At 65.0% G+C, this 26,874-nt stretch carries 29 protein-coding genes and 1 tRNA gene; 26 read left to right on the forward strand and 4 right to left on the reverse strand.

What is annotated here, in order from left to right; all coding sequences use genetic code 11:
• The first annotated feature begins 69 nt into the window (after positions 1 to 69).
• The 3 genes from OSH10_RS08100 to OSH10_RS08110 are packed head-to-tail and all read left to right on the forward strand — an operon-like array spanning position 70 to position 1,739.
• On the forward strand, positions 70 to 648 hold the full coding sequence (locus tag OSH10_RS08100; RefSeq protein WP_266331199.1) for a sigma-70 family RNA polymerase sigma factor: 579 nt from the start codon (positions 70 to 72) through the stop codon (positions 646 to 648).
• A complete protein-coding gene (locus OSH10_RS08105) occupies positions 645 to 1,301 on the forward strand; it encodes a ChrR family anti-sigma-E factor (RefSeq protein ID WP_266331200.1) in 657 nt (218 codons plus the stop codon). Before OSH10_RS08100 ends, OSH10_RS08105 begins: the two co-directional genes overlap by 4 nt.
• A 21-nt stretch (positions 1,302 to 1,322) precedes the next feature.
• Positions 1,323 to 1,739 (forward strand): DUF2177 family protein, encoded by a 417-nt coding sequence (locus tag OSH10_RS08110; protein WP_266331201.1) that lies wholly within the window; start codon positions 1,323 to 1,325, stop codon positions 1,737 to 1,739.
• On the opposite strand, the gene OSH10_RS08115 is transcribed toward OSH10_RS08110, so the two are convergent.
• From OSH10_RS08115 to OSH10_RS08125, 3 genes are read right to left on the reverse strand one after another with little or no spacing between them, the layout of a single operon-like run.
• Positions 1,740 to 3,056, reverse strand: coding sequence for an MFS transporter (locus OSH10_RS08115; protein WP_266331202.1), 1,317 nt, complete (start codon positions 3,054 to 3,056; stop codon positions 1,740 to 1,742). It abuts the gene before it with no gap.
• A gap of 44 nt (positions 3,057 to 3,100) precedes the next feature.
• Entirely contained in the window at positions 3,101 to 3,499 is a 399-nt protein-coding gene (locus OSH10_RS08120; protein ID WP_266331203.1) for a hypothetical protein, read from the reverse strand.
• Positions 3,500 to 3,546: 47 nt separating this feature from the next.
• On the reverse strand, positions 3,547 to 4,050 hold the full coding sequence (locus OSH10_RS08125) for a DUF3833 family protein (protein WP_266331204.1): 504 nt from the start codon (positions 4,048 to 4,050) through the stop codon (positions 3,547 to 3,549).
• A 212-nt stretch (positions 4,051 to 4,262) separates the two neighbouring features.
• Here OSH10_RS08125 and greA point away from each other — a divergent pair, with 212 nt between their 5' ends.
• From greA to OSH10_RS08210, 17 genes are all read left to right on the forward strand, one after another.
• Positions 4,263 to 4,745 carry a transcription elongation factor GreA gene (gene greA, locus OSH10_RS08130; protein ID WP_266331205.1) on the forward strand — a complete coding sequence of 161 codons (483 nt, stop codon included), beginning with the start codon at positions 4,263 to 4,265 and terminating at the stop codon, positions 4,743 to 4,745.
• A gap of 483 nt (positions 4,746 to 5,228) precedes the next feature.
• Entirely contained in the window at positions 5,229 to 6,887 is a 1,659-nt protein-coding gene (locus OSH10_RS08135) for an arylsulfatase (protein ID WP_266331206.1), read from the forward strand.
• 100 nt (positions 6,888 to 6,987) lie between these two features.
• Positions 6,988 to 7,989 (forward strand): formylglycine-generating enzyme family protein, encoded by a 1,002-nt coding sequence (locus OSH10_RS08140; protein WP_266331207.1) that lies wholly within the window; start codon positions 6,988 to 6,990, stop codon positions 7,987 to 7,989.
• Positions 7,986 to 9,002 carry an HAD family hydrolase gene (locus OSH10_RS08145; protein ID WP_266331209.1) on the forward strand — a complete coding sequence of 339 codons (1,017 nt, stop codon included), beginning with the start codon at positions 7,986 to 7,988 and terminating at the stop codon, positions 9,000 to 9,002. Before OSH10_RS08140 ends, OSH10_RS08145 begins: the two co-directional genes overlap by 4 nt.
• Positions 9,003 to 9,008: 6 nt before the next feature.
• Positions 9,009 to 9,980, forward strand: a complete 972-nt coding sequence (locus OSH10_RS08150) for an AAA family ATPase (protein ID WP_266331211.1) — start codon at positions 9,009 to 9,011, stop codon at positions 9,978 to 9,980.
• Positions 9,981 to 9,994: 14 nt separating this feature from the next.
• Positions 9,995 to 10,963: a DUF58 domain-containing protein gene (locus tag OSH10_RS08155; protein ID WP_266331212.1), complete on the forward strand. Its 969-nt coding sequence runs from the start codon at positions 9,995 to 9,997 to the stop codon at positions 10,961 to 10,963.
• The gene (locus tag OSH10_RS08160; protein WP_266331213.1) at positions 10,960 to 11,433 is read left to right on the forward strand and encodes a DUF4381 domain-containing protein; all 474 of its coding nucleotides are present in this window, start codon (positions 10,960 to 10,962) and stop codon (positions 11,431 to 11,433) included. Before OSH10_RS08155 ends, OSH10_RS08160 begins: the two co-directional genes overlap by 4 nt.
• A 3-nt stretch (positions 11,434 to 11,436) precedes the next feature.
• The gene (locus OSH10_RS08165; RefSeq protein WP_266331215.1) at positions 11,437 to 12,450 is read left to right on the forward strand and encodes a VWA domain-containing protein; all 1,014 of its coding nucleotides are present in this window, start codon (positions 11,437 to 11,439) and stop codon (positions 12,448 to 12,450) included.
• Positions 12,447 to 13,364, forward strand: coding sequence for a VWA domain-containing protein (locus OSH10_RS08170; protein ID WP_266331216.1), 918 nt, complete (start codon positions 12,447 to 12,449; stop codon positions 13,362 to 13,364). The genes OSH10_RS08165 and OSH10_RS08170 overlap by 4 nt, the downstream gene beginning before the upstream one ends.
• On the forward strand, positions 13,361 to 14,017 hold the full coding sequence (locus OSH10_RS08175; protein WP_266331217.1) for a tetratricopeptide repeat protein: 657 nt from the start codon (positions 13,361 to 13,363) through the stop codon (positions 14,015 to 14,017). Before OSH10_RS08170 ends, OSH10_RS08175 begins: the two co-directional genes overlap by 4 nt.
• Complete coding sequence (locus OSH10_RS08180; RefSeq protein WP_266331219.1) at positions 14,014 to 15,345, forward strand: hypothetical protein; 1,332 nt, start codon at positions 14,014 to 14,016, stop codon at positions 15,343 to 15,345. Before OSH10_RS08175 ends, OSH10_RS08180 begins: the two co-directional genes overlap by 4 nt.
• 438 nt (positions 15,346 to 15,783) lie before the next feature.
• Entirely contained in the window at positions 15,784 to 16,398 is a 615-nt protein-coding gene (locus OSH10_RS08185; protein ID WP_266331221.1) for a helix-turn-helix domain-containing protein, read from the forward strand.
• 33 nt (positions 16,399 to 16,431) lie between these two features.
• The gene (locus tag OSH10_RS08190) at positions 16,432 to 17,205 is read left to right on the forward strand and encodes an ABC transporter ATP-binding protein (protein WP_266331222.1); all 774 of its coding nucleotides are present in this window, start codon (positions 16,432 to 16,434) and stop codon (positions 17,203 to 17,205) included.
• Between the two features lie 96 nt (positions 17,206 to 17,301).
• Entirely contained in the window at positions 17,302 to 18,066 is a 765-nt protein-coding gene (locus OSH10_RS08195; RefSeq protein WP_266331223.1) for a transporter substrate-binding domain-containing protein, read from the forward strand.
• Between the two features lie 9 nt (positions 18,067 to 18,075).
• Complete coding sequence (locus OSH10_RS08200) at positions 18,076 to 18,765, forward strand: ABC transporter permease (RefSeq protein WP_266331224.1); 690 nt, start codon at positions 18,076 to 18,078, stop codon at positions 18,763 to 18,765.
• Entirely contained in the window at positions 18,762 to 19,451 is a 690-nt protein-coding gene (locus tag OSH10_RS08205) for an ABC transporter permease (protein ID WP_266331225.1), read from the forward strand. The genes OSH10_RS08200 and OSH10_RS08205 overlap by 4 nt, the downstream gene beginning before the upstream one ends.
• Positions 19,452 to 19,482: 31 nt before the next feature.
• Complete coding sequence (locus OSH10_RS08210) at positions 19,483 to 20,442, forward strand: arginase family protein (protein ID WP_266331226.1); 960 nt, start codon at positions 19,483 to 19,485, stop codon at positions 20,440 to 20,442.
• Positions 20,443 to 20,507: 65 nt separating this feature from the next.
• On the opposite strand, the gene OSH10_RS08215 is transcribed toward OSH10_RS08210, so the two are convergent.
• Positions 20,508 to 20,933, reverse strand: a complete 426-nt coding sequence (locus tag OSH10_RS08215; protein WP_266331765.1) for an Lrp/AsnC family transcriptional regulator — start codon at positions 20,931 to 20,933, stop codon at positions 20,508 to 20,510.
• Positions 20,934 to 21,069: 136 nt separating this feature from the next.
• Between OSH10_RS08215 and ctlX the strand changes: the two genes are divergently transcribed.
• From ctlX to OSH10_RS08245, 6 genes are all read left to right on the forward strand, one after another.
• Positions 21,070 to 22,020 (forward strand): citrulline utilization hydrolase CtlX, encoded by a 951-nt coding sequence (gene ctlX / locus OSH10_RS08220; RefSeq protein WP_266331227.1) that lies wholly within the window; start codon positions 21,070 to 21,072, stop codon positions 22,018 to 22,020.
• Between the two features lie 25 nt (positions 22,021 to 22,045).
• Positions 22,046 to 23,086: an ornithine cyclodeaminase gene (locus OSH10_RS08225; protein WP_266331228.1), complete on the forward strand. Its 1,041-nt coding sequence runs from the start codon at positions 22,046 to 22,048 to the stop codon at positions 23,084 to 23,086.
• Between the two features lie 819 nt (positions 23,087 to 23,905).
• Positions 23,906 to 23,982 (forward strand) — tRNA-Arg (locus OSH10_RS08230).
• Positions 23,983 to 24,158: 176 nt separating this feature from the next.
• Positions 24,159 to 25,283 carry a DNA-methyltransferase gene (locus OSH10_RS08235; RefSeq protein WP_266331229.1) on the forward strand — a complete coding sequence of 375 codons (1,125 nt, stop codon included), beginning with the start codon at positions 24,159 to 24,161 and terminating at the stop codon, positions 25,281 to 25,283.
• Complete coding sequence (locus OSH10_RS08240; RefSeq protein ID WP_266331231.1) at positions 25,231 to 25,893, forward strand: hypothetical protein; 663 nt, start codon at positions 25,231 to 25,233, stop codon at positions 25,891 to 25,893. The genes OSH10_RS08235 and OSH10_RS08240 overlap by 53 nt, the downstream gene beginning before the upstream one ends.
• Positions 25,894 to 25,904: 11 nt before the next feature.
• Positions 25,905 to 26,873, forward strand: a complete 969-nt coding sequence (locus OSH10_RS08245) for an McrB family protein (RefSeq protein ID WP_266331232.1) — start codon at positions 25,905 to 25,907, stop codon at positions 26,871 to 26,873.
• Position 26,874 lies beyond the last annotated feature (1 nt).

Consider the following 26,874-nt stretch of genomic DNA (forward strand, 5'->3'; position numbering starts at 1 on the left):
AAACGATCCAGGACGGTGGTGCCCCGGCACCGCGTCGGATCGCTGGATCGCAGGTTGGGAATGGTTGAAATGCGCCGTCCGACAGAGAGCGACGCGACGCCGAGCATGGCGGCTCTGCTGGTCGCGGTCGGCGCGCGCCGCGATGTCGAGGCCTTCGAGGCGCTGTTCCGGCACTTCGCGCCGCGCGTGAAGGCCTATATGGCCCGCCTCGCCGGCGACAGTCACCTGGCCGAGGAACTGATGCAGGAAACCATGGTAGCGGTCTGGAACAAGGCGGATCGCTTCGATCCGGCCAAGGGCGCCGCTTCGACCTGGATCTTCACCATCGCGCGCAATCTGCGCATCGACGCATTCCGGCGTGACAATCGCCCGGATTTCGACCCGAACGATCCCGCCTTCGTGCAGGACGATGTCGCGCCCGCCGACGAGATGTTCGAGTCACAGGAAGTTTCGGCCCAGCTGCACCTGGCGATGGCCTCGCTGCCGGAGGAGCAGGTGGCGCTGCTCAAGCTCGCCTTCTTCGAGGACCGGTCGCACAGCGCCATCGCGACCAGCCTCAACATGCCGCTCGGCACGGTCAAATCGCGCCTGCGCCTTGCCTTTGCCAAGCTGCGCGCCGCGCTCGACCGGAATGGAGACGCGTCGTGACCATCCGCCATCATCTGAGCGACGACCTCCTCGTCAGCTACGCCGCCGGCAGCCTCGCCGAAGGCTGGAGCCTGGCCGTCGCGACCCATCTGGCGCTCTGCCCCGAATGCCGGAAGCGCCTGGCCCTGGCCGAGGACATAGGCGGCGAATTGCTGGATGCGACGGAAACGTCTGAAGACGTCACGTCGTCCTGGGAAGCAGTCCGCCGTCGCCTGGCCGAGCCGGTGGTGAGCGAAGCCCCGCGCGCCACACCCGGCGGACGGCGCGAAGGCGGGTTGCCGGAGCCGCTGCGCTCCTATCTCGGCGGCGATATCGACACGTTGCGCTGGCGCTCGCTCGGACGCGGCGCCTACCAGATCCGCATCCCGACCGCCGACAGCGAGACCCAGGTCCGACTGCTGCGAATCCCGGCCGGCAAGCCGGTGCCGGAACATGGCCATGGTGGCCGCGAATTGACCCTCGTGCTGACGGGCAGCTTCGCCGACGGCGACGACCTGTTCGCGCGGGGCGACATCGAGGATGCCGATGCCAGCCTGACGCACCAGCCCATCGCGACACCCGGAGAGGACTGCATCTGCCTCGCCGTCACCGACGCGCCGCTGCGCTTCCGCAGTTGGATCGTCCGCGCCATCCAGCCCATCCTGGGCATCTGATCCAACCTGAGAGCCTCCCCCATGCTGAACTTCGCCATTGCCTATGCCGGCACCGCGCTGGTGTTTTTCGGGCTGGATTTCGTCTGGCTCTCCAGCATGGCCTCCGGCTTCTACAAAAGCCGGATCGGCGAGCTTCTGCTGGCGCAGCCCAATCTCGGCGTCGCCGGATTGTTCTATCTCGTCTATGTCGCCGGCCTCGTGCATTTCGCGGTCATGCCGGCCCTGCAGGCCGGAAGCTGGGGCACGGCGCTGCTCAACGGCGCGCTGCTCGGGCTGGTGGCCTATGGCACCTATGACATGACCAATCTCTCGACCCTGAAGAACTGGTCGGTCTCGGTCAGCATCGTCGACATGACCTGGGGCGTGACGCTGAGCGCCGTCGCCGCCACATGCGGCTATCTGGTCACCACCTGGATGGCGACGCGCAGCGGCGGCTGATCAGACAAGTGGCCCCACCGGCGCGCTCGCCTCGATGCGGGCGCGCAATTCTGACTGCGCCGTCTCGCCGAGCGGGAAGTTCCACATGATGGCGATCGCCGCCAGCTTTGGCAGGATCGGCAGCCAGGCATAGAGCGTCGTCAGCGTGTCGAGCGCGAAGGCGGGCACCACGGCGTCACTTCCGGGCACGAAGCCGGACCAGGCCAGGATCGGGAACACCAGGCCGACGCCGAGCGCCAGCGACAGCTTGGTCGCCAGCCCCCAGGCCGCGAAATAGACGCCGGTGCGCTGCTCGCCCGAAAGGGCCGTATCGCAATCGATGACATCGGCCTGGATCGCCGGCGGCAGCGCCAGATCGAAGCCGAGCAGCACGCCGGTCAGCGCGCAGATTACGGCGAAGGCGACGACGTCGCCGGTGCCCAGGAATCCCGAAAAGAAGAACACGACGCAGGCAAGCAGCATGGCGCCGCACCAGCTGCGGTGCTTGCCGAACCGCGCCGCCACCCAGACCGCGATCGGCACGCCGAGGATGCCACAGAGAAAATAGCCGAACAGCAAGGGGCCGCGCAGCCCCTCGGCGCCGAGGCGCTCGGACACGAAATAGAGGAACAGCGTGGCGGGGATCGCATTGGCGAAGCCGTTGAGCAGGAAGGCGGCGACCAGCCGGACGAAAGGCCGGTTGCGGACGAGATAGCGCAAGCTGGCGAGGAGCGGGAGACGCGATCGCGATCGGTTGGCGGGCTCGGGAACCACGCCAACCGCCACGAATCCGAAGGCCGGAAGCGCGATGAGGGTCAGCACCGCGACGGCGGCCATGCCATGGAAGCCGTCGATCGCCTCCATGCCGACCGCGAAGGGCAGCACGATGGCGATCAGGGTACCCACCAGCGCCGCGCCTTCGCGAAACGCCGAAACGACGGAGCGGCCGCGATAATCGGTCGAGAGTTCCGCGCCCCAGGCGGTATAGGGCAAGAGCGTCGCGGTATAGCCGATCGAAAGCAGGATGCCCCAGAAGGCGAGGTAGCCGGTCCCGGCCGTGCTCGGCGGCCAGAACACCATGAATCCCGACAGCGCGGTCAGGGGCAGCGACAGCATGAAGACCACGCGCCGCCGCCCGAAGGTCGGCGACACCCTGTCCGACAGCCAGCCGATCACGGGATCGCTCGCGGCGTCAAACAGGCGGATGAGCAGCAGCACCGTGCCGATCGCCGCCAGCGACAGGCCGAGATGGTCGGCATAGAAGGTCGGCACGATGACATAGAGCGGCAGCGCGATCGCCGCGAGCGGCACGGCCGGCAAGGCATAGGCGAAAAGCACTCCGCGGCGGGGCGCTCCTGCCTGCGCTTGCGGAGCCGGCGCCACTACCGCCCGATCCGCGCGGTTCCCGACGCGCCATCGTCGCGCAGCCAGGTGATCTTGCCGCCGCCGAGCGACGTGATCTTGAAGCAGAACTGCCGGCCGTCATACCAGCTCGGCCATTTCTGGCAGAGCGAATTGCCCGAGATCCACCAGCGCCCTTCCTCGCGCGGCGCCAGCATCCGCGCCGCCGAAATTCCCGAGACATCGCCGACGACGACGCCATTCTCGCGATAGTGAAGCGGCAGCGCGATGCCGAAGGGCGTGCTGAGGCGAACCTTTTCGCCACCGATCAGCTGCCGGATTTCCGGCCCGCTGAGTTCGGCCGCCGCGGCCGGCATGGCCGCCGCGCATCCGGCAAGGACGATGGCAAGCAACAGCTTTCGGCGAGAGCGAACCGACATGATGAGACATCTCCCCTTTGCGTTGGCATTGATCGGGTGGCGTTGCGTCAGCGTCGGAATTCGACGTGGGTCTTGGCGACGGGCAGGCCGAACTTGGTGATCGTGGCGTTGTTGATCAGCCGGCCATCGTCCTGCAGCACCATGGTGTCGTGGAAGCGGACGCGATTGCGCTTTCGCGCCGCGTCGAGATCGACCAGATAGGTGAAGCGCGCCGTGTTTCCGGTGACGGTCACCAGCGTGTCGCCGACGACGTCCTCGCGCGTGCCGCGATACTGGTTCGGTGCGATCTTGCGGAAGCGCCAGGTCTTGCGGTCGCGCTCGCCGTCCGAATAGACGAAGTCCTCGACCAGCGTCAGCGTCCGCCCGTTCCATTGGCCGCGCAGAGCGACGGTGAAGTCGCGCTTCACGCCGTTGATCGCCTTGAAACTGCCGACCGCCGACGTCTTGCCGGAGAAATAGCGCTCCAGGGAAAGGTCGCGGGCCGTCGCGGGCAGGATGCCCAGGAGCGTCGCGATTGCCATGGCCGCCAGCCCTGCCGTTCTGCCGTTCATTCCACCCTCCTCCGATGCCGTCCGTGCTGCTTATACGGGGCGGAGCGATGGCTGGATCAGCGCATGGCGCGCTTCCCTTTCCCGGAGCGCCGGCGGCAGTCCGTGCTAACATAGATGCAGGCCCTCGAATGGATGCAGCCCAGATTGGATGCAGCTTTGTCGGCCGCCGCGGGTTATCCGACAGTCCGGTTGTCGGCAGGGAGGTCCATCCGTTGAGCGTTGCATTCACCAAGGAGGAAAGCGCCGAGACGGCGTCCGAAACGATCCTGCCCGCTCGGCCCATCTCCGATCGTATCAACCTGGTCACCGAGACCGGGCTCGCAAGGCTGCAGGAAGACCTGGCGCGCGCCCGACAGGCGCTCGACGCCGCCAAACGGCTGGAGGACGTGAACGAGAGGCGGCGGCAGTCGGCGGTCCCGCTCCGGGACATACGCTACCTTGCCGAACGCGTTCGCACGGCCCAGTTGATGCCGGCGCCGACATCCAGCGAGGCCGTCGCCTTCGGCCACACCGTCACGTTCGAGCGGGACGATGGCCGCACCCAGACCTTTCGCATCGTCGGGGAGGACGAGGCGGACCCGTCGCAAGCCACCCTCTCGCATGGCTCGCCGGTGGCGATCGCCCTGATGGGCAAGGCCGTCGGCGACGTCGTCCGCTTCGGCCCGGGCGAACTCGAAATCCTCGCCATCGCCTAGCTTGCGAACGCCATTGCCGGGTCGTTCCGCCGGGTACCGCCAGGCTCACACCGGGCAGAGCGCGGTCCGGACCCGGCTCGTCGGCATCCCTGAGCATTGATCTGCATGGCCGGCCCTTTCCGGGCGGATGGGAACCGCACAGAAGTGGCTCCCACGCGGTGAGAGCCGACGGCGGACGGCCGACCCACGGCGATCTGGCGCCGATGGAAACACAAAATATCAATTTGCGAGCTTACCGGGCGGTCTTGACTTCATGGCCAGCTGCTGCAGATTGGTTTCAGTCCGGATTACGCTAGGGAATTTTATAGTCAACCGGCCAATCCCATTGAAGCTTAAAGCAAATTTTTAAATATAAGGCTAGGTAATTACTATCACCGAAACGCCGGATAGGCAGCCACCGCCCTATCTAGCTGGCCCTGAGCGACGCATTCAGTTTCGTGTTCCCGACGGGCAGATTCCGATGCACATCACCGGGAGGATAGAATGACCATTTCGCAAGATGAGCCTGGACCCACGGCTGACGCTGTAAGCCGTCGAACCCTTCTGAAGGGAACGACCGCGCTGATCGCCACCTCGGCACTCGCAACAACCGCCCTCTCCGCCGCAGCTCCCTCCTTGGCGCGGGCGCAGGATGCCACCGCTCCATCGGGGAAGCTTCCGAACATTCTCGTCATCTTCGGCGACGATATCGGCATTCCGCAGATCAGCGCCTACACGATGGGCCTGATGGGCTACCGCACGCCCAACATCGACCGGATCGCCAATGAAGGCGCGATTTTCACCGATTCCTACGGCCAGCAGAGCTGCACCGCCGGCCGCGCCTCGTTCATCCTCGGCCAGGAGCCCTTCCGCACCGGCCTGCTGACGATCGGCATGCCGGGCGACCCGCATGGCATTCAGGACTGGATGCCGACGATCGCCGACGTGCTGAAGACCAAGGGATACGCGACCGGCCAGTTCGGCAAGAACCATCTCGGCGACCAGGACCAGCACCTGCCGACCAATCACGGCTTCGACGAGTTCTTCGGCAACCTCTACCACCTCAACGCCGAGGAGGAGCCCGAGGGCTACTTCTATCCGAAGGATCCGGAATTCCGGAAGAAATACGGGCCGCGCGGCGTCATCCATTCGTTTGCCGACGGCAAGATCGAGGATACCGGCCCGCTCAATATCAAGCGCATGGAGACGGTAGACGAGGAATTCCTGACCGCGGCCAAGGACTTCATCGACCGCCAGCACAAGGCCGACAAGCCGTTCTTCGTCTGGTTCAACGCGACCCGCATGCACGTCTTCACCCATCTCAAGCCGGACTCGCTCGGCAAGACGGGCAAGGGCATCCACGCCGACGGCATGGCCGAGCACGATGCCATGGTTGGCGAGTTGCTGAAGCAACTGGACGATCTCGGCATCGCCGAGGACACCATCGTCCTCTACACCACCGACAACGGCGCCGAGATCGCGCTGTGGCCCGATGGCGCCATGACGATGTTCCACGGCGAAAAGGGCACCACCTGGGAGGGCGGTTTCCGCATTCCGATGATGGTGCGCTGGCCGGGCGTGGTGAAGCCGGGCGCGCAGATCAACGACCCCGTGGCGCTGATGGACTGGATGCCGACCTTCGCCACGGCCGCCGGCATCCCGGACATCAAGGAGCAGATGAAGAAGGGGTTCCAGGCCGGTTCGAAGACGTTCAAGGTCCATCTCGACGGTTATGACCTGACCGAGCTGCTGAAGGGCGACGCCAAGGAACCGCCGCGCGACACGATGTTCTACTTCGACCAGGGCGGCAATCTGAACGCGCTGCGCTGGAACGACTGGAAGCTCTCCTTTGCGATCAACAGCGAAGGCAACATCGCGACCGCGACCCGCGAGGTGCCGGCCTGGGCGAACATCACCAATCTGCGCATGGATCCCTATGAGAGGGGCCTGCGCGAGGGCGGCGGCGCCATGGACTTCCTGGCGCGCAACATCTGGCTGCTGGTGCCGGTGCAGGGGAAGATCAAGGAATTCTTCTCCGACTTCACCGAGTTCCCCTACCAGGAGGGCAGTTCGCTGAACGCGAGCGGCATCAATTACAGCCTGCTCCGGCAGGAGGCCGCGCTCAACCGGCTGAAGCAACTGGAAACGCTGGCACCACGCTGACGCCGGTATCCACGCCTCCCTTGCCGTGGCGCCCCATCGCGCCACGGCAATCGCCTCCAGGGCCGGGAAACGGCCGCAATGACACCGCGAGGATGCTGACATGTCCGCCGAGGCCCGAACCAAGCCGCGACCGCCTGCCGCCGCCGACATGGTCGCTATTCCCGGCGGCACGTTCCGCATGGGGTCCGACGACCACTATGCCGAGGAGAAGCCGACCCACCGCGTCACGGTCGACAGCTTCTTCATCGACCCGACGCCGGTGACCAACGCGCAGTTCCGCGCCTTCGTCGAGGCGACCGGCCATGTCACCTTCGCGGAGGTTCCGCCGGACCCGAAGGACTATCCCGGCGCCCTGCCCCACATGCTGAAGGCCGGCTCGCTGGTGTTCACGCCGCCCAGCCACCCGGTCGACACGCGCGACTGGTCGCAATGGTGGGCATTCCGCTTCCGCGCCAATTGGCGCAGGCCCTATGGCCCCGGCAGTTCGATCAAGGGCCTCGACGACCACCCGGTCGTGCATGTCGCCTATGCCGACGCGGAAGCCTATGCCCGCTGGGTCGGCAAGGAACTGCCGACCGAGGCGGAATGGGAATACGCGGCGCGCGGCGGGCTGGAGGGGGCGGAATATGCCTGGGGCGACGAGTTCAATCCGGATGGCCGCGAGATGGCCAACACCTGGCAAGGCCAGTTCCCCTCCGAGAACCTGATGACAGACGGCTACCTGCGCACCTCGCCCGTCGGGGCGTTCCCGCCCAATGGCTACGGCCTCTACGACATGATCGGCAATGTCTGGGAATGGACGAGCGACTGGTGGTCGACGCGCCATCCCGCCGATGCGCCCAAGGCCTGCTGCGTGCCCGAGAATCCGCGCGGCGGGCCGGTCGACGCCAGCTACGATCCGCGCATGCCGGCGATCCGCATTCCCCGCAAGGTGCTGAAGGGCGGCTCGCATCTCTGCGCGCCGAACTACTGCCGCCGCTATCGCCCGGCCGCCCGCCATGCCGAGCCGATCGACACCTCGACAAGCCATGTCGGCTTCCGCTGCGTCCGGCGCATGGAAGCGGATGCCCCGGAGCCGCGCCGGAACGGAGATGCGCCATGATCCCGGCCTTTGCAGCGCTCACCCGGCGGGCCCTGCTTCGCCTCGGCGTCGCCGCCGCCCTGGCCTGCGCCGCCCTTCCGGCGGCAACCGCACAGGCCGACCCGCTTCCCTCCTGGAACGACGGCAAGACGAAAGCCGCCATCGTCGATTTCGTGACCCGCACGACGACGCCGGGGCCCGATTTCGTCATCGTCGATGACCGGATCGCCACCTTCGACAATGACGGCACGCTCTGGTCCGAGCAGCCGGTCTATTTCCAGCTCGCCTTCGTGCTGGGCCGCGTCAAGGCGATGGCCAAGGATCATCCCGAATGGAAGGAGACCCAGCCCTTCCAGGCCGTTCTGGAGGGCGACCTCAAGACCCTGCTGGCCGGCGGCGAAAAAGGCATCATGGAACTGCTCGCCGCGACATCCTCGGGCATGTCGGTCCAGGATTTCGCCGCTTCGGTCCTGGAATGGACGAAGACGGCGCGTCATCCGCGCTTCGACAGGCCCTATACCGAGCTGGCCTTCCAGCCCATGCTGGAACTGCTCGCCTATCTGCGCGCCAATGACTACCAGACCTTCATCGTTTCCGGCGGCGGCGTCGAGTTCATGCGGCCCTGGACCGAGGGCGTCTACGGCATCCCGCCCAACCAGGTCGTCGGCTCCTCCGGCAAGACCGAGTTCAGGCTCGATGGCGACACCCCCACCATCCAGAAGCTGCCGGCGATCGAATTCGTCGATGACGGCCCCGGCAAGCCCGTGGGCATCAACCGGTTCATCGGCAAGCGTCCGGTCTTCGCCGCCGGCAATTCCGATGGCGACCTCGAGATGCTGCAGTGGACGACGCTCAACAGCGGGCCACGCTTCGGCATGATCGTCCATCACACCGACGCCGAGCGCGAATGGGCCTACGACCGGGACTCGCATGTCGGCAAGCTCGACAAGGCCCTCGACGAAGCGCCGAAACGCGGCTGGACCGTCGTCGACATGAAGGACGACTGGAAGGTCATCTATCCCTTCGAAAAGTGAGGCGGCATGCCGGCACGCGACTCCATCCTCGAAATCGAAAAGCGCGTCAACGCGGCCGTGATCGGCCAGGAAAGAGTGGTGGAGCGGCTCGTCATAGCGCTGCTTGCCAACGGCAACGTGCTGGTCGAGGGCCTGCCCGGCCTCGCCAAGACGCGCGCCATCAAAAGCCTGTCAAAAGCGCTGGAATCCGAATTCAGCCGAATCCAGTTCACGCCCGACCTGCTGCCCTCCGACGTGACCGGCGGCGAGATCTACCGCACCGACGCCGCCGGCGCCGGCTCGTTCGAATTCCGCAAGGGGCCGATCTTCGGCAATCTCGTGCTCGCCGACGAGATCAATCGCGCGCCCGCGAAAGTGCAGTCGGCGCTGCTCGAGGCGATGGAGGAACGGCAGGTCACCGTCGCCGGCAAGCGCTACGCGCTGCCGGATCTGTTCATGGTGCTGGCAACGCAGAACCCGATCGAACAGGAAGGCACGTATCCGCTGCCCGAGGCGCAGATGGACCGCTTTCTGATGCATGTGCGGATCGACTATCCCAACGACGACGACGAGGTGAAGGTGCTGCGGCTGGTGCGGGCCGAGACCGCCGGGGCGGCCGCCGACGATCCCGCGAGGATCCCACAGCAGGTGATCTTCGACGCCCGCAAGGAGATCGACAGCGTCACGTCGGTCGATGCCGTCGAGAGTTACATCGTCGCCCTGATCTCCGCGACCCGGCGCCCGGCCGAATTCGGCGACAGGCTGAAGGACTGGATCAGCATCGGCGCCAGCCCGCGCGGCTCGCTGGCGCTCGACAAGGCGTCGCGCGTCTTCGCCTGGCTGCAGGGCCGCGACTATGTCACGCCGGAGGACGTGCAGGCGGTCGCGCATGACTGCCTGCGCCATCGCCTGTCGCTCTCCTATGAGGCGAGCGCCGATGGCATGCATGCCGACGACGTGATCGACGAGATCGTCAAACAGGTCGCCGTGGCCGTGTGAACCGGGAGGCGACGATGGCGACCACATCCGCATCGGCCCGCGCCTATGTCACCCTCGACGAACTGCTGCGCCTGCGCCATCACGCCAAGGGCTTCAGCTTCCTGCCGCGCCAGCCGGTGCATTCCCTGCTGACCGGCCGCCATGCCTCGCGCCTGCGCGGTCGCGGCCTCGATTTCGAGGAACTGCGCCACTATTACGAGGGCGACGACACCCGCGCGATCGACTGGGCCGCCACCGCCCGGCTCGGCACGCCGCATGTCCGCGTCTTCACCGAGGAGCGCGACCGCAGCGTCCTGCTCCTCGTCGACCAGCGCCTGTCGATGTTCTTCGGCAGCCGGCTGATGATGAAGTCGGTGGCTTCAGCCGAGGTCGCGGCGCTTTCCGCCTGGCGGGTCACCTCCCTCGGGGACCGCGTCGGCGCCCTGGTCTTTTCGGAAGATGGCATCGCCGAGATCCAGCCGGAGGCGCGCAACAAGGGCGTGCTGCCGATCCTGCACGCGGTCGCCCGACAGAACGCGGCGCTTCGCGCCTCGGACAGCCGGGCCGCCGACCCGGCCCTCTTCAACGAAGTGTTGCGGCGCGCCGCGCGGCTCGCCCATCACGATTGCCTCGTCTGCATCATTTCCGATGCCTTTGGCGCCGACGCCGAGACGGTCAAGCTGGTGACCCGGATCACCGCGCATAACGACGTACTGATCATCTTCATCTCCGACCCGATCGAGGCCGACCTGCCGTCGCTGGGTCGGGTCATCGTCGGCGAGGGCGACAACCAGATCGAGCTGGACAGCGCCTCAACGTCGCTGCGTGGCCGCTTCGCCCAAAGCTTCAGCGAACGGCGCGACAGCCTGGAGAGCTTCTCGCGCAAGCGAACGATTCCGGTCTTGCCGATCCAGACCGGGCGGGACGTCTCGACGCAATTGCGCGACCTGCTCGGCCAGCGGCTGGCCCATGCGCGCACCGGCGCGGCTCGGACGACGCCATGAGCAGCGACCCGTCCGATCTCTCCAATCTTCGCGACATCGTGCTGCCGCCGCCCGTCTCCTACTGGCCGCCGGCACCCGGCTGGTGGGTTCTCGCCGCGGCGGGGGCCGCTCTCCTGGCGCTGCTTGTCGCCCGCCAGGTCCTCCGCCATCGCCGCGACGCCTATCGGCGCGCGGCGTTGCGGGAACTCGCCGCCCTGCCCGCGCCGCTCGACGCCCGCGGCGCGCAGGCGCTGTCGGGGATCCTCAAGCGCACGGCGCTGGTCGCCTTCCCCCGCGCGGAAACCGCCGGGCTGACCGGTGCCGCCTGGCTGCGCTTTCTCGATACGACCGGGCGGATGCAGGCCTTTGAAAGCGGCCCGGCCGCCACGCTGCCCCAGATCGCGCTCGGAGCTTCGATGCCGGCCGACGACGGCGCCATCCGCCATGCGGCGCGCGACTGGATCCACCGTCATCGCGCGGAGGGCGGGTAGATCATGCCGAGCTTCGCCTATCCCTGGCTTGCCCTGCTGCTGCCGTTGCCGATCCTGGCCTATTCCCTGCTGCCGCGACACCGCGAGCAGAGACCGGCGCTGCGCGTGCCCTTCTTCGCCCGACTGGTCACGCTGACCGGCGCCAGACCGGACGGCGGCGCCGTCATCAGCCATCGCGGCCTCGTTCGCAGCTTGCTGCTGGGGCTCTGCTGGCTGCTCGCCATCGCCGCGCTGATGCGGCCGCAATGGATCGAGCCGCCGCTGCATTTCGACAAACCGGCGCGCGATCTGCTGCTGCTGGTGGATCTCTCCGGCTCGATGGACACCCAGGATTTCACCGACGCCTCCGGCGCGACAGTCAACCGGCTGTCGGCCGTCAAACAGGTCCTGACCGACTTCCTGAAGCGACGCGAGGGCGACCGCGTCGGCGTCATCGTCTTCGGCGACGCGCCCTTCACGCTGGCGCCATTCACCACCGACCTCGGCCTGTCCGAACGACTGGTTGGCGAGATGCAGGTCGGCATGGCCGGCCCCCGCACCGCCTTCGGTGACGCCATCGGCCTCGGCATCAACATGTTCGCCAAGTCGACGGTCCCGGCCAGGACGATGATCGCGCTCACCGACGGCAACGACACGGCGAGCCAGGTTCCCCCGGATCAGGCGGCGCGCATCGCCAAGGACAATGGCATCGTCATCCACACCATCGCGGTCGGCGACCCGGCCGCCGCCGGCGAGGACAAGCTCGACGAGGCGGCGCTGAAGGACGTCGCGAGTACCACCGGCGGCGGCTATTACCGCGCCCTCGACCGCCAGCAGCTGGCGACCATCTATGACGAACTCGACCGGATCGAGACGCGCAAGGTCGACACCGTCACCTTCCGGCCGAAGACGGAGCTCTACTGGATCCCGCTCGGCGCACTGGTCATCCTCTCCATGCTCGGCGAGGGTCTGTTGCTCGTCCGCTGGCCGCATCGCCGCGCGGCGATGACGGCGAACCCGAGGGCGGAAAACGCATGAGCACGTTTTTCGCCGCCCTCCACTTCATCCGCCCCTGGTGGCTGCTGCTGCTCCTGCCGGCGCTGGCGCTCTGGTGGGCGGAGCGCCGCTCGGCCGACAGCACCCATCGCTGGCAGAAGGTGATCGATCCGGAGTTGCTGAAGCATCTCGTCACCGGCGGCGAGGCGCGCCGCCGCATCCGTCCGGGCGATGTCGCGCTGCTGGGCTGGATCCTCGGCACCGTCGCGCTGGCGGGCCCGACCTGGCGCGAGGTTCCCTCGCCGTTTGCCGCCGCCGCCCGGCCGGCGATGATCATCCTCAAGGTGACGCCCTCCATGCTGACGACCGACCTGGCGCCGACAAGGCTCGACCGCGCGCGCCAGAAGCTGGACGATCTGCTCAAGAGCCGCGCCGGAGCGCCGACCGGCCTCGTCGCCTATGCCGGCTCCGCCCATCTGGTGCTGCCGCCGACCGTGGACGGCGATGTCGTGCTGACGATGGCAGGGGCGCTTTCGCCCGGGATCATGCCGCGCGAAGGCGATGCGCTGGCGGACGCGGTGACGCTTGCCGCCTCGGTGCTTGCCGATGCCGGACTTGGCGGCTCGATCCTGATCCTCGCCGATACCGTCGCGCCCGATCAAATCGCCGCGCTGGCGAAGCCGGCCATACCGGTGACCATCCTCGGCCTGACGCCGCCGGAACTTCCGGCCGACAGCGGCCTCGCGGATGCGGCCAGGGGGCTCGGCGCGACTCTGATCCCCACTCGCGTCGACGACACCGACATCGAAGCGATCACGCGCCGCCTCGCCGCCGGCGCCGCGCCGACACTCGGCCAGGGCGAGGGCCAGCGATGGGAGGAAGCCGGCTACTGGCTGATGCCGTTGATCACGCTCATCGTCCTGCTCTGGTTTCGGCGCGGCTGGGTGCTGGCATGACGACCGCGGCGCGCCCACCGCATTTCGGCAAGCTCGCGCTTTCATGCCTGGCGATCGCGGCGGTGGCGCTCGTTGTCGGCGGGCTCAGGATCGGCTGGGACGGCCTCTGGGCCTCGCCCGACCAGCGCGGCCGCTATCTCTACGAAAAGGGCCGGTATGCCGACGCCGCGGCGAGCTTCCGAGATCCCGTCTGGCGCGGCGCGGCCCTGATGCGGGCCGGTGACTTCAAGACGGCGGCGCAGGCCTTTGGCGGCCGCGACACCGCCGAGAGCGCCTATGACCAGGGCAACGCGCTGGTCATGCTCGGCCAGTATGACGCGGCGGTCGCCCGCTATGACCGTGCGCTGGAACTGAAGCCCGGCTGGGACGACGCCACCGCCAACCGCAGGCTGGCGCAGCTTCGCGCCGACAAGACGAAGGCGCCCGGCGGCGATCTCGGCGACCAGGAGGAAGGCGCCGATGAGATCGTCTACGACAAGGACGCGAAAAACCCGGACGGGCAGGATACCGAGGTCGACGACAAGCCGATGAGCGACGAGCAGGTGCGCGCGCTCTGGCTGAAGCGGGTGCAGACCCGGCCGGCCGATTTCCTCCGCGCCCGCTTCGCCTATCAGCTGCAGGTTCCCCCGCCGCCGACAGAGGCGAGGCCATGAAGCGCGTTGCCCTTGCCTTGACGCTTCTGCTGCTCGTCGCGACCGCCCGGGCGCAGGAGGCGATGCCAGCCAACCCGCCGTCTCCCGCCGGGCCGATCGTCCGCACCACCCTCGATCCAGCGCAGGGCGCCGTCGTCGGCCAGCACCTCTCGCTCTATGTCGACGTGCTGTTTCCCGGGGACATGCCGCATCCGCCGCGCGTCGTCATTCCCGACATGCCCGGCGCGCAGGTGATGCGTTTCGAGACGCAGGCAACGACGATTCGCGACACCGTCGACGGCACCGCCCATGTCGGCCAGCGCTTCGAGTTCGCCGTGTTCCCACGCCGCAGCGGCCCGCTCGCCATCCCGCCGGCCGCCGTCACCCTGCTTGACCGCGCCGGCGACGTGGCAGGCCGAGCGGCCGGCCAGCCCCTACAGGTGACGATCGTCGCGCCCGAAGGAATCGATGCCAACGCCATCGTGGTCGCGACCGAGAAGCTGACGCTGGAGCAGAGCTGGAAACCCGACCCGAACGGCGCCTTCCACCCCGGCGACGCGCTGGTCCGCACCATCACGCGAACGGCGACCGATGTTCCGGCGATGGCGATGCGCGACCTCGCCTTCTCCGCGCCGGACGGCGTTCGCGTCTATCTCGATGCGCCGACGAGCCAGGACCAGAGCAACCGCGGCACGATCACCGGCAAGCGCATCGACCGGGCCACCTATGTCTTCGAGAAGGCGGGAACCTTCGACCTCCCGGCCGTGGATCAACCCTGGTGGAACCTCGCCGACAAGCAGGCGGAGAACGCCACCGGCAAGGCGGCAACCGTGACAATCAAGGCTGCCCCCGCACCGGCCGATGGCGCTCCAACCTCTTCCCCCGGCCGGGACGCCGTCTGGGCGACGATCGCCGCGGCCATCATCCTGTCGATCCTGCTGCTGGCAATTTTCTGGCGAAGGACGCGCGCCCATGTCGAGAACCGCCGCTCCGCACGCGCCCTCTCCGAGCCGGTCGCGTTCGACGCGCTGGCTCGCGCCTGCGGCAATGGCGACGCCGCGACCATTTACAGGGCGTTAACAGGCTGGCGCTCGCGCGTGCCATCCAACTGGCCGAAGCCGCCAGACGCGCGCCGGCTCGAGGCGGCGCTGTTTTCGACCGATGCCGGCAGACAGCCGACATGGTCGCGAGCCATGGCGCATGAACTCCTGGCCCGGTTGCGCAGCTTCCGGCACGGCTGCAGGAACCAGTCGAGCCGCTCCCCGCGATCCTCGCTGCCGCCCCTCAATCCGCCGCATGCGACCGGCGCGCACGCCGCTCGGCACGGAATCGCCGATCACAAGACGTGACCCGGAGCGCCCGCCTCTAGCACTCCGGCGAATTTACATTGAGCCGAGAGCTTGCCGAAAAGCGTCTGCGGGCGTCAGGCTCGACCGCGCTTCGCTTGCCGTTGGCATCGACCGGCAGCCTTGTGGCAACTGCGCGCCTCGGTATCGCAGATGACACCGTCCGCCAGCGCAACGCCGGCTTGTGTCACGAAGCGGTCGCTCCCAAGACCTCGTGGCCGTTGCCATCCGTCGGATGGAAGCCCTTGCCCGGTCCCCGCCCCCGCGTCTGCCCGTACCCCTTGCGAGCCCCAGAGATCAACCTTGAGAACCTGCCCCGCGTTTAAGCAGATTGGTTTCTTACTGAGCAACCTGCAAGAAATCATTCCTTCATAGAAAACCAGTGTTGCGTTCATATCCGTTTGATGAAAAGTTGCTTACAGAGCAACCTCTGGAGGACGGATGGAACGGTCTTCCACCATCTGTGACGACACGACAGATCCTGCAGCCGAGGATGTGCCTGCGTCCCCGAACGGTTTCAACGTCGGTGCGCGCCTGCGCGCATTTCGGCAGCAGAAGAACATTTCGATCGATGTCGTGGCGGCGAAGGCCGGCGTCAGCAAGTCTTTCCTCAGCCGCTTCGAGCGCGATCTCGTGCAAGCCTCCATCGCATCGCTCCTGCGCATCTGCGACGCGATCGGCGTGAAACCCGGTGCGATCTTCGATCCGCCCGCGACGAGCTACGTCAAGGCCGGACAGGGCGCGCCGATCAATCTCGGCGGTGTCGGCATGCGCGAGCGTATCGTCGGTGGCGTCGGCAACGAACACATGATGACGCTCCATTCCGTGATCGACCCGGGCGGTGGGTCTGGCCCCGAGGCCTATGCGATACGCGCCGATCTCGACGTCGTCCACATCATCTCCGGCGAACTCGACATCTCCGTCGGCGGCGAGGACTACCACATGTCCTCCGGCGACACGCTGAGTTTCGACCCGAAGATTCCGCATACCTGGCGAAACCCGTCATCGAGCGAGCCCTGCGTCACGCTCTGGATGATCGTGCCGCCCCCGGCCTGACCGGCCTTCCGAAGCTTTTCCCTGAGGCCGCCCATGCAGAAGCTCCACGTCACCGACATTCACAAGCGCTTTGGCGACACCGAAGTCCTGAAGGGCATCGGCCTCGACGCCGCGGCGGGCGACGTCATCTCCATCATCGGCTCTTCCGGGTCGGGCAAGAGTACGTTCCTGCGCTGCATCAACATGCTGGAGCGTCCGAACAGGGGCACGATCCGCGTCAGCGGCGAGGTCCTGGACCTCGTGGCCGACCGCCGCGACGGGACCCTGCGCGCGAAAAGCGCCAGCCAGTTGCAGCGCATTCGCTCGCGCCTCGCCATGGTGTTCCAGAACTTCTGCCTCTGGTCGCATATGAGCGTCCTCGACAACGTGACCGAGGCCCCCGTCAGCGTGCTTGGCGTATCCCGCAAGGAAGCGGTGGAGCGCGCCAAGGCCAATCTCGCCAAGGTCGGCATGAAGCCGGAAACCTACGAGCGCTATCCCTCGCAGCTTTCCGGCGGCCAGCAGCAGCGCGTCGCAATCGCCCGCGCGCTGACCATGGATCCCGACGTGATGCTTTTCGACGAGCCGACCTCGGCGCTCGATCCCGAGCTCGTCGGCGAGGTGCTGCGCGTCATGCAGACACTCGCCGAGGAAGGCAGGACCATGATCGTCGTCACGCACGAGATGGGTTTTGCGCGCCATCTCTCCTCGAAGGTCATGTTCCTGCACGAGGGGCGCGTCGAGGAAGAAGGCTCGCCCGAGGCCGTGTTCGGCAATCCGGAGAGCCCGCGCCTGCGACAGTTTCTGGCAGGTCGCCTTCAGTCCTGACTCATCGCCGCGCCAATCGCGGCTCACGAGATTTCGGCGCCAGGGCCCGGCGCCGGATGCAATGCCAAATAACCCTTTCAGAGAACGAGACTTCCCATGACGAAACTTTCTACCCTCTTTCTCGGCGGCTTCATCGCTCTGGCGTCGCTCTCGCCGGCGATCGCCGAGCAGGTGACGATCGCGACCGACGCTACCTTCCCGCCCTTCGAGTCCGTCGACGCGAACGGCAAGCTCGTCGGCTACGACATCGATCTGATGAGCGCCGTCTGCAAGGCGGCTGAACTCGACTGCAACATCATTGCCGCCGCCTGGGACGGCATGATCCCCGGGCTTACCGCCGGCAAGTATGACGCGCTGATCTCGCAACTGACCGTCACCGACGCGCGCCGCAAGATCATGGCCTTCAGCGACATCTATTCGCATCCGACTTTCCGCTTCGTCGCCAAGAAGGGCGCCGATCTCGACATCAGCCCGGACGGGCTCGCCGGCAAGATCATCGCCGTCCAGACCGGCACGCCGATGGACGCCTTCGTCACCAAGACCTTCCCGAAGGCGACGATCAAGCGCTATGACGGCGGCAGCGCTCCCTATCTGGAGCTCACCGCCGGACGCGCCGATCTCCACATGAGCTACGAGGCGCAGATCACGCACGCCTTCCTCAATGGCGACAACGCCGAGACATTCGAGCTCGTCGGCCCGCAATATACCGGCAAGGACGCGCCGGAATTCGGTGAGGGCGTCGCGATCGCGATCAACCGTCGTAACGCCGACCTCCTCGCGAAAATCAATGCCGGCCTCGCCAAGATCCGCGAGAACGGCGAGCTCGCGGCGATCGACGCCAAGTATTTCGGCAAGAACTAGAGCGGATCGATGCTCGGCGGCTATGTCATATCCGTGCTGGCGGCGGGGTGGATCACCCTGTCGCTGGCCTTCGTATCCCTGATACTGGCCGTCGTGATCGGGATCGCGGCAGCGCTCGCGAGGCTTTCCCGCTCGCGGGCGCTGCGCATCACCGCCACGCTCTATACCTCCGTGGTCCGAGGCATCCCGGACCTCGTCATGATGCTTCTCGTCTTCTATTCCCTGCCCGCGCTGCTCAGCCAGGCAGCGCAGGACTGGGGCTACGACGTCTATATCGAGTTCAGCCCGTTCGGGGCGGGGGCCGCGACGCTGGGGCTCATCTTCGGCGCCTATATGGCCGAGACCTTTCGCGGCGCCCTGATGAACATTCCCAGAGGCCAGCTCGAGGCTGCCGAGGCTTATGGGCTCGGACGGTTCCGCATCTTCTGGCGCATCCTCCTGCCGCAGATGATGCGCCTCGCCCTGCCCGGCTTCACCAACAACTGGCTGGTGCTCGCCAAGGCGACCGCGCTCGTTTCGCTGCTCGGCCTCCAGGATGTCATGTTCCGGGCCAAGGGCGCGGCGGAGGCGACGGCCAAGCCCTTCACCTTCTACGCTCTCGCCGGCGGGTTCTATCTCGCGGTCACCGCCATTTCGCTCTTCCTCCTTTCCCGCGCCGCCAGGCGCTACGAGCTTGGCGTGAAGGAACTTGCCCGATGAGCTGGGATATCATCGTCGAGAATCTCGGCTTCTATGCCCAGGGCGCGAAGCTGACGGTGCTCCTCACCGTCGCCTCGCTCGCCATCTCTTTCGTTCTGGCGATGCCGCTGGCGCTCGGGCGCAATTCGCACAACGCGTTCCTGCGCAATGCGATCGCCCTCTATACGCTGGTGTTTCGCGGCACGCCGCTCCTCGTCCAGCTGTTCCTGATCTATTACGGGCTCGCGCAGTTCGATCTCGTGCGCGAAAGCCTCCTCTGGCCCTGGCTGTCGAGTGCGCTCGTCTGCGTCATCCTGACCTTCGTGCTGAACACGACGGCCTACACGACGGAGATCTTCGCGGGCAGCCTTCGACATCTGCCGGTGGGGGAGATCGAGGCGGCGCGCGCCTATGGCATGTCGCCCTTCACGCGCGCGCGGCGCATCCTTCTGCCGGCCATGCTGACGCGCTCGCTGACGCTCTATGGCAACGAGACCGTGATGATGCTCCACGCGACGTCGCTCGCCAGCACCGTGACGCTGCTGGAAGTTACCGGCGTCGCCCGCAACATCGCGCTGAACTACTACATCATGTTCGAGCCCTATGTGACGGCGGCCGCCATCTATCTCGTGCTGACGCTCGTGCTCGTCCTGCTTTTCCAGTTCGCCCAGCACCGTTGGGCCGGCTACCTCCAGGCGCGGCTCTGACCGCGCCTTTTCCAGCAAGGATCATCCTTCCATGAACCAGAAGCCCGATCTCGGCGCCCTGTTCGGCGCGGGCGAAACCTCGACCTTCCTCGGCCTCGATGCCTGCGACGACCTCGCCACTCTGGACGCGCCGATCGCGATCCTCGGCGTTCCCTGCGCGACGCCCTACCGCGCCGTCGGTGCCTATTGCCGCAACGCGCCGGACGCGCTGCGCCGCGCGACGGCATCGCTTACGGCCAATCTCGAACGCCACGACTTTGACATTGGCGGCCAGGTCTTCCCCGAGCGGCGCCTTCGCGCGGTGGATTGCGGCGACCTTCCCTTCGACGAAGCAGACGGAGCCGCCAATCGGGACGCGATCCGCGGCGCGGTGCGCGCGATCCTGGAGCGCAACGCTGTTCCGGTGCTGCTCGGTGGCGACGATTCCATCCCGATCCCGATGCTTCAGGCGATCGGCGACATGGCCGGGGACCGCAAGTTCACCATTCTCCAGATCGACGCTCATATCGACTGGCGTGAAACGCATATGGACGAGCGCATGGGTCTCTCCTCCACCATGCGCCGCGCCTCCGAGATGGCGCATGTCGAGCGCATCGTGCAGGTCGGCGCGCGGGGCATCGGCTCGGCCGCGACGAGCGACTATGAGGATGCCGTGAAATGGGGCGTGTCCTTCGTTCCAGCGCGCGAACTCCACCGGTCGGGCGTCCAGAAGGCGCTGGACCTCATTCCCGAGGGAAGCGACATCATCGTCTGCGTCGATGCCGACGCGATGGACCCATCCCTGGTTCCGGGCGTCATTGGCCGCTCGCCCGGCGGCCTCTCCTATGACGAAATCACAGACCTCATCCGGGGCGCGGCGGCGCGCGGTCGGATCGCGGCGGTCGACTTCGTGGAGTTCATGCCGGAGCGCGACGTCGACGGCATCGGCGCCCTGACCTTCGCGCGCGTCATCACGACGGCGCTCGGCCTGATCGCCCGCCAGAAGGCCTGATCGCCCCTCATCGTCATTGCGCTTGCACGGCCTCCCGCGTATCCGCGCGGGAGGCCGTTTCGCGTTCAGACCGAGCTGAGGAGAATGCTCGTCTCACTGTTGAGAATGCCGTCGATCTGGCGGACCTCACGCAAGACGCGGTCGAAATCGTGCAGCGAGGAAGCGCGGATCTCGGCGATCAGATCCCAGCTTCCATTCGTTGTGTGCAGCGAATGAAGCTCCGGCATGCCGCGCAGGCGCTTGATGATCGCCGTGGTCGACTTGCCCGCCACCTCGATCATCATCACCGCGCGGATCGCGTTGGCATCATGGTCCTGCCGCACGCGCACTGTGAAGCCGAGCAGCGCGCCGCTATCCAGAAGTCGGTCGATGCGCGCCTGCACCGTGCCGCGCGTGACGCCCAGAATGTCGGCGAGCTTGGACACGGGGGCGCGTCCGTCACTGCGCAGGACGTCGATCATCTTTCGATCGAATTCGTCGAGCTGATACATGCAAAACGTCCGAAACCTACTGACAATCTGCGTAGCATAGCACGCATTTTTTGCCATTACTGACATTTCGACCAGCATTTTGCTCGCCTATGCTGGGGTCTTTCCAGCCTACCCCAAGCCTTCTGAATCGAGTGCCATGAGCGGTTTCGCAGCCCAGGCGCCATCCGGCGTCGTGATGATCCGACCCCACCATTTCACGCCCAATCCCGAGACGGCCGCGGACAACGTCTTCCAGTCGGCGGACGGCTTCCGTACGCGCGGGGAGATCGCCGAAGCGGCCTTCGACGAGGTAACGCGCATGGCCGGGCGCCTGCGCGAAGCCGGCGTGACCGTCCATCTCTTCGAGGACGAGAGCACCGCGACGCCGGACTCGGTCTTTCCGAACAACTGGTTCTCGACCCATGCCGGCGGGCATGTCGCGATCTATCCGATGTTCAATCCGAGCCGGCGCCGCGAGCGCCGCTCCGACGTCATCGAGATGCTGAAGCAGCGCTACCGTGTGCAGGACGTCATCGACTATTCCGGCCTCGAGCCCGACCATGTCTTCCTGGAAGGCACGGGTGCGATGGTGTTCGACCATATCGGCCGCATCGCCTATGCGGCGCGCTCGAACCGCACCAACGAGGTCGCGCTGGAACGCTTCTGCACGCATTTCAACTTCGAGCCCATGCTGTTCGAAGCCGCCGATGCGAACGGCGCGAAGATCTACCACACCAACGTCATCATGTGCGTCGGCACCGAGATTGCGCTGGTCGGGCTCGACACGATCGTTGGAGAGGCGCGCCGGGCCGAAATCCGGGCGCGGCTGGAGGAAACCGGTCGCATCGTCGTGCCGCTGAGCCACGCGCAGATCGGCGAGTTCGCCGGCAATGCGCTCGAACTTCGAGGCAGCAGCGGGCGGTTTCTCGCGATCTCGTCGCGCGCGGCCGCCTCGCTGACGCCGGCGCAGCGCGAAAGCATCGAAGCCGTCACGCCGCTGCTGGCCCTCGACGTCCCGACGGTCGAACTCGCGGGCGGGTCGGTGCGCTGCATGCTGGCGGGCATCCATCTCGCCGAGCGTTCCGGGGCCGCGGCTTCGTTCGCCTGACCGCCTGAAAGTGGAGACGAAAGTCATGACTCCCAAGCTGAACGTCGTTCCCTTCGTGAGCGTCGACCACATGATGAAGCTCGTGCTGTCGATCGGCATCGAGCGCTTTCTTCTCGAGCTCTGCGCCTATGTCGAGGACGACTTCCGGCGCTGGGAGAGCTTCGACAAGGTGGCGCGCGTCGCCGCCCATTCGCCCGACGGGGTCATCGAGTTGATGCCGACGTCCGATGGCGCGGCTTACGGGTTCAAATATGTGAACGGCCACCCGAAGAACACGCGCGACGGTCGCCAGACCGTGACCGCCTTCGGCGTCCTGGCGGATGTCGCGAACGGCTATCCTGTTCTCTTTACCGAAATGACGATCCTGACCGCGCTGCGCACCGCCGCCACCTCCGCCGTCGCTGCCCGGCACCTGGCGCCCAAGGGCGCGCGGACCATGGCGATCATCGGCAACGGCGCGCAGGCCGAGTTCCAGGCCCTTGCGATGAAGGCACTGATCGGCGTCGATCGCCTGCGCCTGTACGACATCGATCGTGCGGCCAGCGAAAAATGCCGACGAAACCTGCGGGGCTTCGGCTTCGACATTGCGATCTGCGATGGGACGGAGGAGGCGGTACAAGGCGCCGAGATCGTCACCACCGTCACGGCCGACAAGCAGAATGCGACGATCCTCACCGACAATCTCGTCGGCGCGGGGATCCACATCAACGCGGTCGGCGGCGACTGCCCGGGCAAGACCGAGCTTCAGGCCGCCATTCTGCGACGCGCCGACATCTTCGTGGAATACCCGCCGCAGACGCGCATCGAGGGCGAGATCCAGCAACTTTCGCCCGACCATCCGGTCACGGAGCTCTGGCGCGTCATCCTCGGCGAAGTCCAGGGCCGAACCGATGGACGGCAGATCACCCTTTTCGACTCCGTCGGCTTCGCCACCGAGGACTTCTCGGCCCTTCGCTATGTCCGCGACAAGCTGGCGGGTACGGCCTTCTACGAAGAGCTCGACCTTCTCGCCGACCCTGACGACCCGCGCGACCTCTTTGGCATGCTGCTGCGCGCAGCCGCGTAAGGCTCCGCTTCCGGATGCTTGCCGGTCTCCACCAGGCAGGGGGACGTCGATCGACCACACCGGCTCGCGTGCCGGCGCGATGGCGTAGTGATGGTACGCACGCAGACGGATGCAATGTCATCGAGCGCGGGCTCCCCCGCGGATGACGATGCCAATCACGTGTGACGCGTGGCACGCCGCATTTCCAGCAGCAGCTTAACTCAAAGCGATAGAAGTGGTGTCCCGGAAGGGGCCCTGGCAAGTGAATAGGATCAACGGCTTAACCCAAAGGTGCGGGGGTTTTGCCCTATTTGATTCCATTGCGGAATTTCAGATGCTCCCCGCACCTTTTGAGCCCCATGTCATACCGTCGCCTGCGCATACCCCTCAATGAGACTAGGGGCCGTCTCCTAGTCTCATTGACTTTTCTCAAGGTGAGAACATAATGGGAACATCAGCGAGCGAAGGGCAGGAGAACGAGATGGTCCAGAATACTCAGCTGTTGCAGAACGCTTTGGGAATAAAGTGCGGAGCTGCTGGCTATCAGATTTGCCGAGAGGTTTTGCCGCATTCGAGGTGGTATTCACTCCAACGGGGCGATCAGCCGTAAAAGTGGCTAGTGACGAGCGGAGGAACGCTCTTGGAGCTGAAGCGACTACCATGTCTGCCAGAGCCTTCGCTTGATGCGCCGTCCGCCAGACCCACTTGCGATGAAAGGTGGGGGTTTCGGTTTCCGGGGATTGCGGATAGCACGGAAAGACGATACCAGATCGCTCACTGATGACCTGTGGGGTTGGAACTTCGCGAGACGGAGCTCCCCTCCCACACGACCGTCAACAGGCGCCCGTAGCTCAGCTGGATAGAGCACCAGACTACGAATCTGGGGGTCAGGAGTTCGAATCTCTTCGGGCGCGCCAAAAGTCTTGCTGTAGGTTCAGTAACCGAGAGCACAGCGCCGTAGCGCCTATTTTTACCCCCCTCGACGACCCAGTTCAAATGAGCTACCGTCACTGAAGTTTGGCGTTGACGCTGGACGATATCGAATGGGCGGCACACCACCGGCTAGCTGGGCGCACCAGAGGGACGATACCGAATGAATTACGTTATTCCGTCGAATGAAATTCAGCGCAGAGCCACCCCTGACGGTAGCGATCCTTCGAAGCTTCACATCACGGCACCCTTTTGCAAAAAGCTCTTTGGCGACGCTAGACGCGTACCGCTGCGCACCGGGGATGCAGATATTGTCGTTACCTCTCCGCCTTATTGGCTAAAGCGCGATTACGGCGTTACCGACCAAATCGGCCAGGAACCGTCGGCTGACGCGTTCGTCGCAAGCCTGCTCGAGTGCATGGAGAACTGGAAGACCATCTTGCCGGCATGGGGATCGGTCTTCATAAATATAGGAGATACCTATCATAAGGGATCTCTGGCAAACACACCTGGCCGGCTCGAGATTGCCGCCCAGGATGCGGGATGGACCGTTCGAAATCGAATCATTTGGGTGAAGGATGCCGGCATGCCAGATCCAGCCAAGGATCGGCTCAAGAGTCGGCATGAGTACATTATTCATTTCGCTGCAAGACGAAGGAATTATTACTACGATCAGTTCGGCTATGCAGAAAAGTACGGTAACGGCACAGGCCCGAGTGACGTTTGGCAGATTGGCCTCAAGCGCGACATGAGCGCGCACTTGGCACCCTATCCTACAGAACTCGTGGAACGCATTCTGACGCTCGCGTGCCCCGAACAGGTTTGCACTCATTGCGGCAAACCGCGTGAGCGCATAGTCCGTCGCACTTCACAACTTGATACATCAAGACCGCAGGCGAAGCGTGCGATGGAACTGGCGCAAGAAAAAGGACTGACCGCTCAGCATATCGCCGCGATTCAGGCGACTGGCATCTCGGACGCCGGCAAGGCGATGCGGGTTCAGACCGGGACGGGAAGAAACTCCGCAACGGTCAAGGTCCTAGCGGCAGAAGCGAAGGCCGCGTTGGGGGGGTACTTTCGAGAGTTCACTTTTGCAAAGCGCGAGACGGTCGGCTGGACGGACTGCGGCTGTGGCGCGCCCTTCCGGCCAGGCATCGTGCTGGACCCATTCATGGGGACCGGAACGACGCTTCGGGCAGCCGGGGATATCGGACGGAGCGCTATCGGTGTAGACCTTGCTCAGAAAACTGAGTCTGAAAGGCTTACACAGCGTGGTGGTGGCGACTGAACTCAACACTTACGTTTTTACGAAGGCAGCGGTTAAGCGATCGATTGACGGCCTCACGCAGCTTCAGATTCACGAGCATTTTGCCGGCTATCTTGCTATTTTGCGGGCCACCAAACAAAAAGCCCCGTTGCCCGTAAAATCCGCGGACATTACCGCGTTTCACGATCTGTATATGCGGGCAGCAGGGGCGCCCGAAAATGCCCCATACGTCCGGCCATTTAAATCGCGGGGGCAGGGCCTCGAAACCTTCAACGCCAATGTTGCGGGTTCTTATGCGCCCAGCTCCCTTCGTTCGAAGGGTAAGCTGATAGACGTCATAGAAGTCTCTGGCAGCGGACGTAGTGCCATTTATGGGTTGCGCGCAAATCACGCCGCATTGGCTCTAGGCAGCCTAGTAGCTTCAAAAGTGCCCATTGTCGCCCTATCGGCCTTTATCTATCGAGACTATGGATTTCATCTATCCCAGCCTCGAGTAGATGCCGTAGTTGCGCTCTTTCGCAAGGAGTTTGGATTGTCGGCTCAAGACCCGGTTGAGCGAAAGGTCTTTGACACGCTTTTTTTTGACGACAGCGCTGATTATGACTCAGCGGATCTTGAACTGAACGTGTGAGGCCACCCTTCATGGATAGTGTCACCCGCAACCGAGTGCGCGCCCTCACCCTAGAGGACCTAGGGGTTAAGCCTGCGAGCTCGAGAGGCCAGACAGTCGGAGAGGCAGAGATCACCGCTCTTCCGGAAAACGACGAGGTGCTCATCGAAGTGCGGGCCGCGTTGAAAATGGGATTTGCCGGTGTCATATTTTCCGGCCCTCCAGGCACCGGAAAAAGTTGGTATGCAAAGCGTGCCGCGCTAGCGATCTCGGGCGATGTAGACGCCATTCGGATCGTGCAGTTTCACACCTCTTATCAATATGAAGACTTCATGGAAGGCTTCAGCCCCCAGGAGGGCGGGGGGTTTCAGTTACAGAAGAAGACATTTCTTTTGCTGTGCGACGACGCATTAGAACAGCCAGAAACGACTTATGTTCTTTTAATCGACGAAATCAGTAGATGCGACGTGGCACGCGTGTTTGGCGAAGGATTGACATACATAGAATCAGACAAGAGAGGCCATAGTTTCACTCTATCGTCTGGGAACTCCATGATTATTCCGCCTAATATTGTCATACTGGCAACAATGAACCCATGGGATAAAGGGGTTGATGAACTCGATGTAGCGTTAGAACGGCGATTTGCCCGCATCGAAATGCCACCAAGCAGCGTAGAGCTGAAACGTATATTATTGCTGAAGCAAGCAGAACCAGAAATATCTGCTAAGATTGTCGGATTTTTCGAATTTGTGCAAAGCCTTGATGACGAAATGTTGCACCTCGGCCATGCTTACTTCTTGGGGTGCACCGACGAGCTAAGCGCGCAACGCGCTTGGAAATTCAGTCTTCTGCCTTTTTTTAAGAAAACATGCCGTCTGGACAGGGTTACTCTTAATAGGATCGTAAAGCATTGGGACGGTTTGTTTACTCAGGCTAGCTTAGCAGCAGAGCCAACACCGGGCGCTCCGGATCAGGCGCCCGCCGCTGCCGAAGCTACCTAGG

It is taken from the genome of Kaistia defluvii, assembly GCF_026343955.1.
Lineage (GTDB): Bacteria > Pseudomonadota > Alphaproteobacteria > Rhizobiales > Kaistiaceae > Kaistia > Kaistia defluvii.